This window comes from Paenibacillus sp. BIHB 4019 (assembly GCF_002741035.1).
In the GTDB taxonomy this organism is placed as follows: domain Bacteria; phylum Bacillota; class Bacilli; order Paenibacillales; family Paenibacillaceae; genus Pristimantibacillus.
Genome location: NZ_CP016808.1, coordinates 4,357,222 through 4,374,197, shown reverse-complemented (window position 1 = coordinate 4,374,197; position 16,976 = coordinate 4,357,222). Strand labels below are relative to the sequence as shown.

At 50.5% G+C, this 16,976-nt stretch carries 9 protein-coding genes; 3 read left to right on the top strand and 6 right to left on the bottom strand.

The window, feature by feature from the left end; all coding sequences use genetic code 11:
* Positions 1–140: 140 nt before the first annotated feature.
* Both BBD42_RS18950 and BBD42_RS18945 read right to left on the bottom strand, forming a co-directional pair.
* A complete protein-coding gene (locus BBD42_RS18950; RefSeq protein WP_099519431.1) occupies positions 141–2,252 on the bottom strand; it encodes a methyl-accepting chemotaxis protein in 2,112 nt (703 codons plus the stop codon).
* A gap of 177 nt (positions 2,253–2,429) precedes the next feature.
* A complete protein-coding gene (locus BBD42_RS18945; protein WP_099519430.1) occupies positions 2,430–4,496 on the bottom strand; it encodes a beta-galactosidase in 2,067 nt (688 codons plus the stop codon).
* Between the two features lie 142 nt (positions 4,497–4,638).
* Here BBD42_RS18945 and BBD42_RS18940 point away from each other — a divergent pair, with 142 nt between their 5' ends.
* Both BBD42_RS18940 and BBD42_RS18935 read left to right on the top strand, forming a co-directional pair.
* A complete protein-coding gene (locus BBD42_RS18940; protein WP_172455555.1) occupies positions 4,639–5,466 on the top strand; it encodes an AraC family transcriptional regulator in 828 nt (275 codons plus the stop codon).
* A 232-nt stretch (positions 5,467–5,698) separates the two neighbouring features.
* Positions 5,699–6,865: a M20 family metallopeptidase gene (locus BBD42_RS18935; RefSeq protein ID WP_099519428.1), complete on the top strand. Its 1,167-nt coding sequence runs from the start codon at positions 5,699–5,701 to the stop codon at positions 6,863–6,865.
* Positions 6,866–7,144: 279 nt separating this feature from the next.
* Here BBD42_RS18935 and BBD42_RS18930 read toward each other — a convergent pair whose 3' ends face one another.
* Entirely contained in the window at positions 7,145–8,113 is a 969-nt protein-coding gene (locus tag BBD42_RS18930; RefSeq protein WP_099519427.1) for a 2-hydroxyacid dehydrogenase, read from the bottom strand.
* 137 nt (positions 8,114–8,250) lie between these two features.
* Between BBD42_RS18930 and BBD42_RS18925 the strand changes: the two genes are divergently transcribed.
* Positions 8,251–9,117 carry a helix-turn-helix domain-containing protein gene (locus BBD42_RS18925; protein WP_099519426.1) on the top strand — a complete coding sequence of 289 codons (867 nt, stop codon included), beginning with the start codon at positions 8,251–8,253 and terminating at the stop codon, positions 9,115–9,117.
* 425 nt (positions 9,118–9,542) lie between these two features.
* On the opposite strand, the gene BBD42_RS18920 is transcribed toward BBD42_RS18925, so the two are convergent.
* The 3 genes from BBD42_RS18920 to BBD42_RS18910 all read right to left on the bottom strand — a co-directional run bounded on the left by BBD42_RS18920 (position 9,543) and on the right by BBD42_RS18910 (position 16,739).
* A complete protein-coding gene (locus BBD42_RS18920; protein ID WP_056030237.1) occupies positions 9,543–10,268 on the bottom strand; it encodes a response regulator transcription factor in 726 nt (241 codons plus the stop codon).
* A 91-nt stretch (positions 10,269–10,359) separates the two neighbouring features.
* Positions 10,360–12,135 (bottom strand): two-component system histidine kinase PnpS, encoded by a 1,776-nt coding sequence (gene pnpS, locus BBD42_RS18915; RefSeq protein WP_099519425.1) that lies wholly within the window; start codon positions 12,133–12,135, stop codon positions 10,360–10,362.
* Positions 12,136–12,575: 440 nt separating this feature from the next.
* The gene (locus BBD42_RS18910) at positions 12,576–16,739 is read right to left on the bottom strand and encodes a DUF5695 domain-containing protein (protein WP_237163150.1); all 4,164 of its coding nucleotides are present in this window, start codon (positions 16,737–16,739) and stop codon (positions 12,576–12,578) included.
* Positions 16,740–16,976 lie beyond the last annotated feature (237 nt).

Sequence of the window (16,976 nt, the reverse complement as noted above, 5' to 3'; positions counted from 1 at the left end):
ACGGAAATACTTTGCTATGTTAACGCAATGTCAAATTAGACCAAGCCCGCTTCTCGGAAATTCCACTTTAAGGAAAAGAAACAAAAAAGCGCTATTCACGCTGCGAATTGAGCAGGCGAATAGCGCTTTTTGGAGAAAAATTAAATTTTAAACTGCGACAGTTTTTCCAGCAGCTCCTGAACCATATGGTCCAGTGACTCGGCCGCCGCCGATATTTGCTGCATCGATGCCAGCTGCTCCTCGGAGGCCGCTGCGACATTATGGGAATTGGATGCCGTGTCGCCCGCTATAACCGCCATTTGTTCAACGCTTGCGGTCATTTGCTGCGAGCTTGCATTCATTTGGCCAGCCGCCGCTGAAACCTCTTGAATTTGGCTGCTGACTGCGCTCATTTCATTCATAATCGCATTGAACAGCTCGCCGCTTCCCTCTACCGTTTGCGCGCCGCTCGCCACTTCTTTGGAGCCTCTTTGCATCGTTTGCGCCACATGGTCCGTATCGCTGCGAATGCCTTCCACAAGCTGCGATACTTGATCCGCTGCCTGCTTCGTCTGCTCCGCCAGCTTGCGCACCTCTTGCGCTACTATGGCAAAGCCCCGGCCATGCTCGCCTACCCGCGCAGCCTCAATGCCGGCATTCAGCGCAAGCAGATTCGTTTGTACGCTGATTGCTGTAATCAGGCCCGTCATTTGTCCGATTTGGGTCGAGCGTTCATTAAGCCGTTCAATCGCTGCTTCCGTCTCCGACACCGAATGCTGGATTTGGCCCATTTGCCGGACGGCTTCCTGCATCAATTGATAACCATCCGCTGTCTGCAGCGCGACCCCATTCGCTGAGGAGGCTACCTGATCGCTCGATTCAGCTATGCGCTGAACATGGCTGGACATCGCATGCATCGCTTCTGCTGTGCCGCCGGCATGCTGATTTTGCGTCTCGGCATCCATCGCTACCGTCTGAATCGATTCGGCTATCGTCTCGGACGCTTTGCTCGTCTGATCGGCGCTAGCTGTCAACTGCTCCGACGTTTCACTGACGGCTACCCCGAGATTCGTCACGAGCTGGAACATGCCCCGCAGCTTCTCCGTCATCCTATTAAAGGAAGCAGCCATTTGGCCCAGCTCATCCTGCTGTTTAACGGCAATCGTCTGGGTGAGGTCGCCCTCGGCCATTTTTTCAAGCCCTTTATTAAACAAGTTCAGCTTGCGAATAACCATAAAGCGGATCAGGAGAGAAATAATAATACCCAATAAAATCATCGAAGAACAGGCAATTATTAACGATGCTGTGCGACTGGCATTAAAATCTTCAAATATCGCTGCTTTAGGAACAACGCTCTGGCTATACCAGAATTGATTGCTTCCCGGCAGCGCTATCGGCTCAAACAGCCGCATGACTTCGTCGCCATTCGAATCCGCCGTGTATCCCGAATAACGCGTACCGCTCATCACATCATCCAGAAGCGCCTGCTTCCCTTCATTATCCGCGAAAGCCTCATTCAGTGCTGCCGAATCATTCGGATTAGCCAAATAATTGCCTTTTTCACTAATCAGGGATACATAACCGCCCATTGGCGAATATTCGGCTGCCGCCTTCTGGAAGCTCTCGATGGATAAGTCTGCTCCGACTATCCCGAGGAAGCTGCCACTTTGATCCAATATGGGAACAACAATTGATGTAATAAGCGTCTGCTGACCGGCTACATTATAAAAATAAGGATCAACGTACGTTACTTTTTTCGATTGCTTGGGCAGCAAATAATAGTCTCCCGCCCCTTCCACCGTATAATCCGAAAGCGGATTAATTGCCGTTCCACTGCCGTTACGGAAAACATAAGGAATAAAACGGCCTGTTTTATCATCGTATGACGAGTAGTTACTATTGGACTCGTCCTCTTGGTCAAAAGCATCTGGCTCCCATAACGTATAATACGCCAGCACACGTGGATCATTTTCGACCATGGTTTGCAGCATTTCAACGACCTTTTGACGCGATAGCTGCTTTTCACTTCGCGTTTCCTTTAGGACAAGCATCAAATTTTCCAATTTGGATTCGGTTGCCGTAAGCTCACGCTGTACCGACATCACAAAATCAGTTCCGGCCAACTGCGCCTCCTGCTCGCCTTTCGTCACAGCAAGCGACTCCAGCTGATTAATATTCAGCACATTCATTACAGTAAAAATGACAAGCAAGCAAATGACCACACAGGATACCAATTTAACCGTCAAAGATAAATGCAGCTGCTTCCTTCTCATGCCACCCACTCCTCCATACAAAACAACATGAATCGTTAATCGACAATATGCCTATATTTGATTATAGGTATTTAGAACTATATTCAACGTTCCTCATATTTTAAAATTCAATAAAGCGTTTTCCAGCACAAAAGAACCGCGAACGAGGTTCGCGGCTCTCTAATATTTTTGTAACGATTAACGAGATTTACGTTTTAAAATCCGAACATCATACGCAGCAAGCGTGAGCGCAGACTCCGCTTGACCACCATTCAATACATCCTCATAGGAATGGCTATCGAGCACTACCTGCTGCTCTTGCGGCGTGAAGTTGGATACGAATACATAGTCCGACTCCCCATCGCTACGCAGCTGCGCAGTCACGCCTTCAGGCAGCTCGGTATCGAGCACTTTGCGAATGCCCTCCTGCTCCACAAGCGTCTTGAAGAAATCTGTGAAAAATGGTTCTTTGTTGCGGGAAGCAACATAATACGCTTTCCCCTTGCCCAAGCGGTTCACCGTCAATGCCGGGCGGCCAGCATAGAAATCTTCTCCGTATACGGCCAGCGCCTCTGCTCCTTCAAGGTGAATAAGGTCGCACAGCTCATGCGCTTCGTACTCACCGGACAAGCCCAGTGCATTGCCTTCCGACATGACTACGCGATTCGTCTCGCCGTCATGAAGGGAATCGATTTCCTCCGACCAGATGCCGAGCGTTTTGCGAAGCGGCCCTGGGAAGCCTGTCAGGAAGCATAGATCGCTTTCGTTCACGATGCCGGTCCAGTAAGTCGCAATAAACGTGCCACCATTTTCAACAAACTTCTCAATGGCCTCGCCCACACCTGGACGTACCATGTACAGCATAGGAGCGATCACGATTTTATAAGAATTAAGTGCGCATTCGGAGTCGATAATATCGACCGGAATACCTAGCTCCCAGAACGGACGGTAATGCTTGCGCGCCGTTTCCTCGTAATGAATGCCGCAGTTGCGCGGGCCTTGGGAGTCTTTGACCGCCCAGCGGTTTTCCCAATCGTAAATGATCGCGACTTCCGGCTTAACCGATGTTCCTACTACATCTTCAAGCTTCGTAAGCGCATGGCCTACGTCGGTTACATCTTTAAATACGCGGGTATGCTCATGTCCGACATGGTCAACGACCGAGCCATGCAGCTTCTCGCTGGAGCCGCGGCTTTTGCGCCATTGGAAATATTGCACCGTATCCGAGCCATGGGCAACGGCCTGCATGGATGAAAGCAAATGCATGCCCGGCTTCTTCAGCTTGCTGACCGGCTGCCAGTTCGTCATGCTTGGCGTGCTTTCCATCAGCATAAATGGCTTGCCGCCTTTGAGCGAGCGGAAAATGTCATGGTTGAAGCCGATCCAAGCCGCCAGCTCGCTGTCGCTCTCCAGGCTGTGCCAAGTCGGATAAGCATCCCACGAAATCATATCGAGCATATCCGCAAACTTCCAATAATTCAGCCCTTCGAAGTCGAGCATAAAATTAGTTGTAATCGGCAGCTCCGGGTTGATTGCGCGAAGCGGCTCCATTTCCTTGCGGCAGAAGTCAACCGTCTGGTCCGTAACAAAACGCATCCAGTCCACATTCATGCCGTGAACCGCCCGTTCACCGCGCCGCGTTGGCGTATCGACTTGGCTCCAATCTGTATACGTATGGCTCCAGAACGTCGTCCACCAAGCATCGTTCAATGCCTCAAGTGTGCCATAACGCTGCTGCAGCCAGCCGCGGAACGCCTCGGCGCACAGGTCGCAGTGGCATTCGCCGCCGAACTCATTGGAAATATGCCAGCCAATAACCGCTGGATGGCTCGAATAACGCTCCGCAAGCTTCGTATTCATAATTTGCACTTTCTCGCGGTACACCGGAGACGAGAAGCAGTGATTATGACGTGCGCCATGCAGATTGCGAATGCCGTTCTCATCTACACGGAGCACTTCCGGGTATTTGGAAGACATCCATGCCGGTCTCGCTCCGCTCGGCGTGGCAAGCAGTGCATAAATGCCGTTGGCCGCAAAGCGGTCGAGCAATTGATCCATCCACTCAAAAGTGAAGACGCCTTCCTCTGGCTCCAGCGCAACCCAGCCAAAAATGCCAACCGACATGACATTGCTGTGCGACAATTTCATTAAACGAATATCTTCCTCTAAAATATGAGGATATTTAAGCCACTGGTCCGGATTATAATCCGCGCCATGAAGCATTTGGGGAATTTTCGAGCTGATTGGCGGAAATTTGCTGCTCATCTGTGTAACCTCCTGTAATAGCGGCATTCGTTTGACGAACGCTCATTCTTTAACTATATTCATATTATATATTTCGTTTTATTGAAACTAAATCTCACAATATTCTTATCTCTATAAAAATATGAAACAGGATGTGCAGCATATGGATACAATTGCATTTCCGCTTGTAACGGATACCGAGCTTGCGCTGCCGCTTTACGTCGACATAATCGGACATTGGGGCAATCAGGAGACGATCGATCGCATGAACGGCTTTCCCCACTATCAATGGCTGCAAGTGGCTTCTGGGGAAGGCGAGCTTATTATCGGGGAAAAAACCTATTCGGTGAAAAATGGCCAAGGCTTCTGCCTGTTCCCCGGAGTGCCGCATCGTTATTATGCGACCCGCGAGCCGTGGGATGTGCATTTTGTCAGCTTTGGCGGCAGCCTGTGCGAAACGTTGTTCGAGCAGGCCGGCATTACGGAATCCGGCGTCTATGCAACAGCAGACGGAGAAGTATTAATTTCACATATGCGCAGCATATATGCGATGTCGCAGTCGGACCGTCCTTTCCTCGGCCTCGAATGCTCGAAGCTGCTCTATGCCATGCTTCTGGATCTAATGAAGGTTGTTCGTGTCAGCTCCCATTCGGCGCATCAGAACTTATCGCGGCTCCATCCCGTCATTCAATATATTGAAGCGCATGCCGGCAGCCTCATTACGATTGAGGATTTAGCAGGGGCGATAAACGTGACGCCGCAATATTTATGCCTATTGTTTAAAAAAGCGATGCGCATGCGGCCGATGGAGTACGTCAACCGTGAACGTATCAGCCGCAGCAAGCAGCTCATGTTCCGCGAGAGCACGCTGAAAATGCAGGAAATCGCCAAGCTGTCCGGCTTCGACAGCGCCAGCTATTTCAGCTCCGTCTTCAAGCGGCTGGAAGGTGTTGGGCCCGAGCAGTTTAAAAAAATGCACGGCATGCGCTAACTTAGCTATTTGCATAACGCCGGGAACAGACGCTTGGACTGCGATTGTACCGCGGCTATACTGCGGTTGTTCTGCGCCTGTACTGCTGTAGAGTAGCTTGTTCAGCTTGAACCCCCGCATATGCCGATGGGGGCCGCTGGCTATCTAGCAGACTGCGCGGCATGTTATAATGCCAGCATCTGCTTTATTTATGATGTGGTTACAAGCGGTTGCTTAGAAAGGAATGAAGAGGATGCTGAATAAACCTACGATATTTGAGGAAATCGACCGTCATAGCGAGGGCTTCAAGGCGATTTCCCGATCGATTTTTGCGAATCCGGAGCTTGGACATGAGGAATTTAAAGCGTCGGCAGCGCTGTGCGCGGAGCTTGAGCGTCAAGGCTTTAGCGTTGAGCGTGGCACGCTTGGACTGGCTACTGCTTTCATCGCCACCTATGATACGGGCAAGCCTGGCCCGGTTGCCGCTTTCCTCTGCGAATATGACGCATTGCCGGAAATCGGTCATGCCTGCGGTCATCACCTCATCTGCATGATGAGCATCGGCGCCGCGGTCGGCTTGAAATCGGTTTTAGAAGCAGGAAGCATTCGCGTCTATGGGACGCCTGCGGAAGAAACGAAGGGCGCAAAGGTGCCGATGGCAGAAGCCGGCTTGTTTGATGATTGCGATTTCGCCTTGATGGCGCATCCTTACCATACGTTTGAAAAATCCGGCGAATCGCTGGCGATGGATGCCGTGCAGTTCGAATTTACAGGAGCGGCTGCTCATGCGGCAGCCAGCCCTTATGAGGGCATAAATGCGCTCGATGCGGTCATTCAGCTGTTCAATAGCGTCAATGCCTTGCGCCAGCAGACCCGCAGCGATACGCGCATTCACGGCATAATCGACAATGGGGGCAAGGCGCCCAACATTATCCCTGACTATGCCTCGGCAAAATTTTATATTCGCTCGGCTTCGCGCACGTATACGAACGAGCTGACGGCGAAGGTGCTTCGCTGCGCCGAAGGTGCCGCCCTGCAAACGGGCTGCGAGCTGCGCACGAACAATTATGAGCTGTCTTATGATGAGCTGCGCACGAATGAGGCGCTGTCGGAGCAATTTTCCGCCAACCTGATTGCGGCAGGCATTCAGGTTGGCGAAATTCAAATCGGCAAGGACCATGGCTCGGTTGACCTCGGCAATGTTTCCACGCACTGCCCAGCTATTCATCCTTATGTGAAAATCGTCGAGGAGCGCTTGCTGCTGCATACGGAAGGGTTCCGTGATGCAGCCATTACAGAGCGCGCTTTGGAGCGCATGATCTTCGGGGCGAAAATGCTCGCTGCCACTGCTGCGGATGTGTATAACGATCCAGCTTTGCTGGCACGGATTAGAGCAGAGTTTGAGCAGCAGACCAACTAAAATAAAGATTAACGATTATATAGAGTAACTTTGGCAGCAGCATTTAAAAAACTGCTACGTTCAACTCGCTGCCTTTTTTCTGGTTGATTCAGGCGCTCGGACACTCTATCTCGTATTTGGCTTCATCAATCTGGGGCTTGCCGTTTGCTCCAGTAGATGTTCGGCTTGTTGTTTTATCGCACCGAAAAAAGGCCGGTAGCTGCTCATAAGAGCGAGCATACCGGCCTTTTTTAGTAACGCATAATAAAGTTGCAATTCATTGAGTCAATGAGCTAAACGCTACTTCAGTTCCGGAATCACATATTGCGGCTCGCGCCCATAAAGGCCGTCCACCAGATTGCGGGCAGCAAGCATCGCCATATTGTATCTCGTCTGATGGGTAGCCGAGCCAATATGCGGCAGCAGCACTGCATTGTCGAGCTGGAGCAGCGGGTTGTCTTGCGTAACCGGCTCTTTTTCAAAAACATCCAGCCCTGCGCCGCGTATCGTTCCGCTTCTCAGCGCCTCAATGAGCGCCGCCTCATCAACTGTCTCCCCTCGTGAGCAGTTAATAAAGATGGCACTGCGCTTCATCATCGCAAACTGCTCCTTGCCGATCATATGCTTTGTCTCCGGCGTTAGCGGCGTCATCAGCACGATAAAATCCGACTCTTGAAGCAGTTGATCAAGCGGGCTGTACTGTACGCCAAGCTGCTGTTCGAAGTCTGGCTTGCGCGAACGATTATAATAGCCGACTTCCATATCGAAGCCGTATTTTGCACGTTTGGCAATCGTTTCGCCAATGCGGCCCATGCCTATAATGCCAAGCTTGGCGTGATGAACATCAATGCCGAACAAGGACGTACCGATGCCGCGCTTCCACTCGCCTGCGCGAACGAGCTTATCCAGCTCAGCCACCCGGCGTGCTGCAGCCAGCATGAGCGCCATTGTCAAATCTGCCACCGTATCGTCTAGCACGTAAGGAGTATGTGTACCGATAATGCCGCGTTTTTTCATCGCATCCAAATCATTATGGTTGTAGCCGACGGAAATGTTGCTGACGACTTTCAGCTTCGGCGCCGCCGACAGCAGACGCTCGCTGATTGCGTTGCCCGCAGCAAGCAGGCCTTCCACTTCACTAATTTCTTCCGCCAGCTGCGCGCCGGTAATCCCCTGCTCGCCTTCCCACATCCGGCATTCGCAATGCTCATCAAGGTAGTTTTTCACCTCTGGGGGTATTTTGCTCGAAATAAATACTTTTGGTTTCATGTTATAATCCTCCATTTTCCAGAATTCATGATGTTCCTACTTACCTGCTCTTGCCTTTCAGCCCTATCCCCTCTACAATAAATCATATTGCCTCCCGGTACCAACAATCGATTTCGTTCCCTGAAGGAGGAGCAGCCTTGGAAGCTTTTAACGAGCAGGTTCCTTACGAGAACCCGTTGCTTTCTATCCGAATTTTTCGAACACAGCGCTCAACCAGCGAATTGATCAAGTGGCATTATCACAAACAGCTGGAGCTCATCTATATTATTAATGGCAGTCTCAAGATCGATATTGAGGACGACAGCTTTGATCTTGAAAGCGGAGACATTGTCGTGCTTGGCTCAAGCCAGCTGCATCGCGACCGTAATGTTGGCAAGCTGGACTATATTGTGCTGCAATTTAATCTTGAGGATTTTTTCGACAACAGCACCATACCTTATATCCGCTATTTTTCCGAGACGGAAAATCCACTGAGCCGCGCCAATTATATTTTTCGTGAAAATACAGCCATCCGGCAGCAGGCAAGCGAAGCGATTACTAAGCTGCTGCACGAAGCAACCCACAAGGAAACCGGCTATGAAATTGCCGTCAGCATCCAGATCAAGCAGCTGCTGCTGCTTATGCTGCGTGGCGACAGCCAGCGCATCCTTGCCAGGCAGGATGATTTTGACCATATCCGGCTCAAGCCTGTCCTTGACTATGTCGAGAACAATTTGGGCGAGCGCATTCAGGTCGAGGACATGTGCCGAATTGTGAATATGAGCTACTATTATTTCGTTAAGTTTTTCAAAAAAACGATAGGCCTTTCCTTCACCGAATACGTCAATTACCGCAAAATCAAGTGGGCGGAGCGTATTTTGCTAACGAAGGATTTAAGCATTGCCGACGTAGGCGAGCGGATTGGCATGCCGAATATGGCCCATTTTTATAAAACCTTCAAAAAATACAACGACTGCTCCCCCAAGCAATTCCAGCGTAAAATGCTGGAATGGGACCGAAGCTAAAGCAAATAGCTTCTCTGAGTTTGGGTTACCATTTTCGTCTTCGGTTCATAAGCTCTTAGCCTGTTGCTCTTTGTTCTTAGTCTTTGCTCTTTGTTCTTTGCTCTTTGCTCTTTGCTCTTTGCTCTTTGCTCTTTGCTCTTTTACACTTTCGCTCTTCCTGCTTTACAGACTTTGCTTTTTTTATTGATTTTTAGGGAGAGCGAGGAGAGGAGGGGTTGGTGTGGAGAGGAGTGAAAGGTTTGAGTTGGAGAAGCGAAGCGTTCGCTTTTGCTGCCAGATTTCTACGATGCGGAGCATTGTTGAGGGAAATCTGGCAGCAATGGCGATCGGAGGCCAAACCTTTCACGCAGCGCAGCACAGCCCTTCCTCACCGAGCCGCCGCGTGTGTACGCTCCCTAACGAACGATGAAAAAAGCTTGTCCACCTTAACTTTTAGGTGTGACAAGCTTTTTGTGCATAACGAGCTTATAGCCGACGCCGCGAATCGATTCGATTTGCACCGACTGCTGTCCAAGCTCCAGCTTTTTGCGAAGCGAGCTGACGTGCACATCTACGGTACGCTGACCGCCAATGTAGTCGAAGCCCCACACAACATTCATCAAATCGTCGCGCGTAATAACCATGCCTGGCCGCTGGACCAGATACAGCAGCACTTCAAATTCCTTCGGACGCAGCGGGATCGATTCCCCATCCAGCACGACCTCATACTTATCCGGATAGATCGACAGCTCGCCCGCTGTAATGATCTTCTCTGTCGTTTCAGGCATCATGTTATCGTCCTGAAGCTGAGTCCGGCGCAGCACCGCAGATACGCGCGCCAGCAGCTCGGCAACGCCGAACGGCTTAGTAATATAGTCATCCGCACCATGCTTTAAGCCTTGCACGACTTCTTCCTCGGCATTGCGGGCTGTCAAAATAATGACCGGCGTCCGCAGGCCATTTTGACGCAGGCGATTTAAAATGTCGAAGCCGTTCATTCCCGGCAGCATAATATCCAAAATAATAAGATCGAAGCTGCGCTGCAGCGCCGTTTGCAAACCTTCTCCACCATGATCGGCGACCGTAATTTCGTAGCCTTCCTGCGTCAAATTGTATGACAGAAGCCTAGCGAGTGTCGGTTCGTCTTCAATGACAAGCACTTTATGCGACATGGTAACCTCCAGCATTATTGCATTTATTCAACCCTATTCTAACATGAAATTATATAGAAGTGGTAAACCTTTTGCGCTAAGCGTGAAACCGCTACTGCTGAAGCACGGGCAGCTCAATAATAAATGTCGTTCCACGGCCCACTTCGCTCGTTACCGATATCGTTCCTTTGTGCAGCTCGATCAAATGCTTAACGATCGACAAGCCAAGCCCCGTGCCGCCTGAACTGCGCGAACGCGCCTTGTCCACCCGGTAAAAGCGCTCAAAGATGCGCGGCAAATCCTTCTTCGGAATGCCGATTCCCGTGTCGCTGATACGTATGCGGATATGGTCCTCGTTTATGCCTTCCATTTTTACGGTCACCCGCCCGCCCTCTGGCGTATAGTTGATGCCGTTCGAAAGCAAATTCATTACAATTTGCCGCAGCCGGTCTTCATCCGCTTCCATATATAGGCCTGCTTCCAGGTCCATTTTCAGCTCAATCACCTTGCGCGATGCCTCCGCCTCCAGCAGCTTGAGCGTTTTATCCATAAATGCATCCATATTGACCGGTGAAAAATAAAGCGGAACCCGCCGCGACTCAATTTTCGACAGCTCCAGTATATCCCCGATCAATCGGTTCAACCGATCGCTCTCATCAAAAATAATTTGCAGAAACGAACGTGACGTTTCCGCATCATCGACAGCTCCTGCAATCAGCGTCTCTGCGAAGCCTTTAATCGCCGTAATTGGCGTTTTCAGCTCATGCGATACATTCGCTACGAACTCGCTGCGCATTCGCTCCAGACGGCGAATAGCTGTCACATCCTGCAGCACGAGCAGCATGCCCTCGTATTCTTCTCCCTCTTGCTCAATCGGCACCAGATTCAGCTCCAGCAGCCGCTCCTCGGGAAAATAGAACGTAACCTCCTCGCGGATATGCTCGCGCGTCTCCAGCCCCTCCTGAATCATTTGGGCTAGCTCAAATTGCTGTTTGCCTTCGGCGTAATGGCGCCCTACGAGCTCGCGTGCCGAGAAGCCGAGCAATTCCTCAGCATGCCTGTTCATCAGGACGAAACGTCCGGTACGATCGATCATGACGACGCCGTTGATCATATTGTCCAGCACGCTTTCCAGCTGGCTTTCATTTTGGCGGATTTGCGTCATTTGCACCTGCAGGCTGTCCGCCATGGCGTTAATCGCATTGCCAAGCTCGCCAATCTCATCCTGCTTGGCTACTACTACGCGCGCCTGATAATCCATATTTTTAATCCGCTTCGCGACGCTTGTAATTTGCTCAAGCGGCCGCGTCAGGCTGAGCGCAATGCGGTAGCTGACAAAAGCAGCAGCCAAAAACAGCAGCAGCAGCCCGCCGCCAATAACCGTCCATACGTTGCGGATGCTTTGCTCTACTTCACTTAGGCTCATGGCCAATCGGATCACATTGGAGTTCGGATTGCTGCTATCCGTCAATATCGCCACATACAGCAAATTCTGATGCAGCGTATCGCTTTGCCTGATCGTTCGGCCAACGCCGTTCTCGCGCGCTTCGGCAACCTCCGAGCGGCTGTTGTGATTATCCATCGTGGACACTTCATGATCCGAGTCGCCCAGCACGACGCCATCACCGGAAATAAACGTGACTCGGGCGCCGGTGAAGCCTTTAAGACTTTTTGCTTCCTCGGTAAAATAAGGCTCCACCTCGCTCAGCGTGCCCTGCTTCCATTCCATTTTCGCCAAAATGATGTGCATTTCCCTTACCATATTGTCTTCCAACGCACTAATATGATTTTGCTTAAACGTATTTGCCATAATAAGTCCGGCTGCCGTAACGGATAAAGCAATCATTAAAATCATAATAATCGTCAGCCGATTTCGAAAGCTGTTCACGCCAACCACTCCTCGTGTTCATTGCACTCGTTTATTATAAAATCGGGGGAATGGTGCTTCGCTGCGCGAAAGGTTGGTCTTCCGATCGCCATTGGTGTTGATTTTCCTGAACAATAAATACTTTATCGGAAGAAAATCAACACCAAAAACGAACACTCCGTTTCTCCAGACCAACCCTTCACTCCGCTCGCTCCATCCACCCGTTTTCTAAAAAAACCTCGTCCATCCTGAACATCTTATCATACAGATATAGAAAAATGGCACCTGCATTTTTCATAAAAAAATCCCTGTAGAGCTGCGGAGAGGAGCTTATCTTGACAGATAAGCTCTCCTACTGCAAGCCCTATAGGGATTATGCCCCGCTTTTCAACTCAAGCTAAGGCCGTTTAACGAAAATATTTTGTTTTTGTAAATTCGTTTAACAAAGCCTTTTCATACCTTTAATATCCAAATACCTTCCAAGATTGGAGTCCAGTTAGCACCGACTCCTCGCCAGGGATAAGAACGCGAATTTTATTCGTCTTCACCGGCGTAAAGCTCGTTTCATTGGCTTCATTTGCCTTCAAGCCAAGACCCGATGCTTCCGCTACGTCAAGCCATTGCTCGCCGTCCCAATATTGAACGGAATATTGCTCCGGCAGCTTAATCGTACCTTCGCCATCGTTCCAATGAACACGAATGCTGCTAATCGTGTAGTCTTGGGCAAACTCGTATTGCGCCCATTGAACAGGCGCTTCAACAGCCCCCGGAGCAGAAGAAGGAGCACTCGGTGCCTCGGTTGCTGAAGGAGCTTCCGCACTTAGTGCGACAAGCCGCAGCAGATGCAGCCCAACTGCCGCTGCTGGTGTCACCGCACCAGTACCAGTATTAAGCTTGCCCTCTGCCTGTTCACCGCTAGACTGCGTTCCTGCTTCCACGCCTTGCGCTTCATCCTGTGAAGTCGTCAGTGTGCCTTGCTCTGAAATATCCGCAGCCAGCGAGGAACCGCTGAATATGGAACCGATTTCCGTAGCGCTTAACGCACGGCTGTAAATTTTGAAATCATCCAAAGCTCCATCCAAATACGGATCGCCATATTGGGATTTGCCGAGGTAATTTAAATTCGTATTGCCAAGGCTTGATGGCTTTAAGGTCATCGACGTATTAATCGCAACCTGCACCCCATCGACGTACATTCTGCCCGTCGTGCCCGAAAGCGTTACTGCGACATGCTTCCAGACGCCCGTTGGCAATGCTGTTGCATTAAGCTGCTGCTCCGCGCCATTGCCGCTTGACGTGATGGCAAAGCGCAGCCCGCTGCCGCCAGCACGCGGCGTCAGGAACATATTGGCATTCGTTCCTGTGCCAAAATCGAAAATGCGCGACCAGTCGCTAATGGTATCTAATTTGACCCATGTCGAAATCGTAAAATCATTTACAGCGCTGACGATGCCCGTCGGCAAGGACGCATAGCCGCTCGTGCCGTTAAGGTCGAGCGCATTGCCGGAATGCCCCGCTACCCATGCCGTCGTGCCGGATAACGTTGCATTTTTCCCGTTGCCTGAGGAATCTGTCGCGGTCGTTCCGCTTGTCTGATTAAACAAGTAGTTCACAATGACCTCAGGCAAAGGAGCCGCCGGGTTAACCGTATGCGTAACCGTTGCATTCGCAGTCAAGCTGCCATCGCTTGCCGTCAGCCTGAATACATAAGTTCCCGCCGTCGACACCGTCGCTGTCGTATTTACAGCTGCTGCGTTTGCGAATACCGCCGTTCCCGGACCGCTCACAAGCGTCCACGTCGTAGTCAGAGTGCCAGAAGGCAAACCGTCATCCGTTGCTGTTCCTGCCAGTGCAACTGGCGAAGGAAGCGTGAATGTGCCTGCTGTGCCCGCGCTTACAACCGGTGCTGTATTCGTTGGCGCTGTTCCTTGCGCAAGCTCAATGTCATACGTTGCAGCCGTGCCAATGTTTAGGGTAACTACAGCTGCTCCGCTGCTTGAAACATTGACTCCGCCAGCTACAGCGTTGTTTACCAAAATATTATAATAGCCCGCAGCCAAGCCTTTGAAGGTTACTTTCGTTGTGTGTGCTGTTCCCGAAGTCGAGTTTTTCAAATTGAATTTCACATTGTTTTTCGCCTTCGTAATCGTTGCTGTTGCAATTTTGTCGCGCTCCAGCTCCATGCCGAATTTCTCAGTAATGAGGTTGAGGCGCTGGAATACGCCGTCCTTCGGCACAACCGTATAGCTGGTGCTATTGTCGGTTGCATCGCAGCCATAACAGTAGACGCCGAAAATAGGATCAACCGCTACGTCGGAGCTCAAAATTTTAATGGCGCCGAACAAGCCCAGATCTGCTTCTCCCGCCATGCCGCGCCAGCCGTTTTGCAAGGCGCCGCCACCTACTCCTAGTGCAGGGTAGTTGCCTTTTTCCGCTTGATACGTCCAGGCTACAGCACCAAGATCTGCTGCGTCTGCGCTGATTTGACCGGAGTTGATCGCGCCGACGTTTGCGATTTTAGCTGCATAGGACAAGCGCTGCTCCACTTCCGCATTAGTTGAGTTGTTGCGAACCCAATCATCCATCGCATAGCCTGCAAGCGATACCGTGTACTGGAAGTTCCACCAGTTCTCGCCGGTAATCGTCACCGGATCGGCATAATAATACCAGACCGGCATATGACCGCGTGCAGCCCGCGTTTTCAAATTGATTTTGCTTTTCATCGTATTGTTGTTGTTCATCTTGGCAAGCGTGTAAACCGCTTCTTCGCCCGTATTGTCGTAGTTGTACTCCGAGCCGTAAGGATACGTCGTGTTAGCGAAATTATTGTATTTGGTCGCCATTTTGGCAATCAAATTATTCGCTTCCGCCGTGTAGCCCTCGTCCTGAAGCGCCTTAATAATATCCGGCGTCGTCATTTCGCCCATTAGGCCCGTGTTCCAGTTGTAAGCGACACCTGATCCGTACAGGGCATTGAAAATGTTATAAGCCCGCAGCAGATAAGTGTTTTTAGGATTGTCATACGTAATCAAATTCGGATACAGCTTAGCGATTTTGTACATGCTGAAATACGTGTTGTAAATATGCGGATAAGCGTAGCCGCGGTAGGTTGGCGTGTCATTAGGCTCCGGCATCAGGAAGTCGTGGATCAAATAATCCGTCTGATGCTGCGCCATGAGCCTGCCCCAAATAGCGACCGTCAAATAATCGTCAAGCGCCGTAACCTCGGAGGCAACAGGAGTTTGAACATTTTTCTCCGCTAGGAACTGTGCATGGGTGTAACCCCAATCATCGCCCCAGCCCCAATAGCCGTTGAAAATATTGCGTTTGGAGTTTGTATCCATCATCCAGTCGTCAAACACCTTGTCGCGAATATCGCCTGGAACGTTCCACTGCGTGCTGTTCACCATGAAGGTGGAATGCCGCTGTAGCGCTGCATCTACGGGTTCAATGGCATAAAACTGCAGAACCGTCTTTTCCCCGTTTCCATAGTTGACCGTAATTAAATTCTGTCCCAGCTTGTTCATCGTAATTGAATACAGCTTATGATTCGTGCCCGTTGTGCCGAGTGACGTAATCGTCGTGTCGGACGGGTATTGCGCTGTAATGGAATTGATCGTTTTCGTCGTGTGCAGATCGAATTTAGCCGTTTGGTTCGTTGGCACGATCATGCCCGGAACGACCGTTACATCGATATGGCCCTCGTTGTATAGACGATCCTTCACATCATTTTCGTTCGCTACTTTGAAAAATTTAAACGCATACGTTTTGCTTGCGCCCGGTGCGAGCGTCAGGCTCGTATTCGGCAAATAGCCGCGATTCGTGCTTTTGATCACATTGGAGTGGATGTAGAAAACGTTAAGTCCTTCAATCCAGCCGCCTTGATCCATCGCCCATTTGCTGCCCGGATGCTCCTCGACTCTCCAGCGATCCTGGTATTCAAAGCCTGCTCCAGTGCTCGCATCAGGAACCATCAGCAAATAAGGGCCGATGCCGCTTGGCCGTGCTGCTGTAATATAGGAGCTGTTGTTGCCGACAAAGGAGTGGGTAAGCACGCGTGTTTCATAAATTTGCTCGTTGCTGCCGCCCGTCCAAAATTCGTTGAACGGCAATGGCAAACCAATGTCGCCAAATTCAATTGCTTGCGTACTCGTATTCGTCAGTTCGATTTTCCATAAAAAATAATCGTTTACGAGCGAATACGTATTCACCAGCTTGAAGTTTTTGACGCCATTTGCATTCGTCGAATTCTGGTAAGTAATCGTTACATTGTTGCCCGTCTGGCTTTGCGTTCTGCCATCGGTGGAGCTTTGTGTCAGTGCCGTCTGCCAAGCTCCTGTACCGAAGCGGTACTTGAACATGAGCTCGCCCAGCCATTGGTGATCGGCGGTGTTCTGATTCGGCGTTACTGTCGGGTTCATCACATATTGCGTGTTGAAGGTGTCTCCCGTCAGGCGCAGTGAATTGATTTCTCCGTTTGTGCCGGTGGAAATGTTGAAATTGCTGTCTGAAAGCGTGTAAGCGGAAGCGATGTGAGGAATTAAAATTACCATTAAAGCGGTTACAAAAACAGATGTTGCCAGCTTAAGCATTTGCCTTGAACGAGGTAGCCATTGCATGGTCATGCGGTTTAGCCTCCCTGAACCTATTTTTATAATGCATCTGTCCTCCCCAGGATGTAAAAGCCATTTTTTTCTTGAAATATAGGAAAGGATAGGATTTCGCTAACCTTTCTCTATATTTCTCAGACTGAAACGCGCCGCGCCGCCAAAGGACGGCGGCAGCCTTTTCACCTTGGGGCAGCGTCTTGCACTTCCGGTATGGTACACCCGTATGCCGCTGTGCCGCCTTGCCGCTTTGTA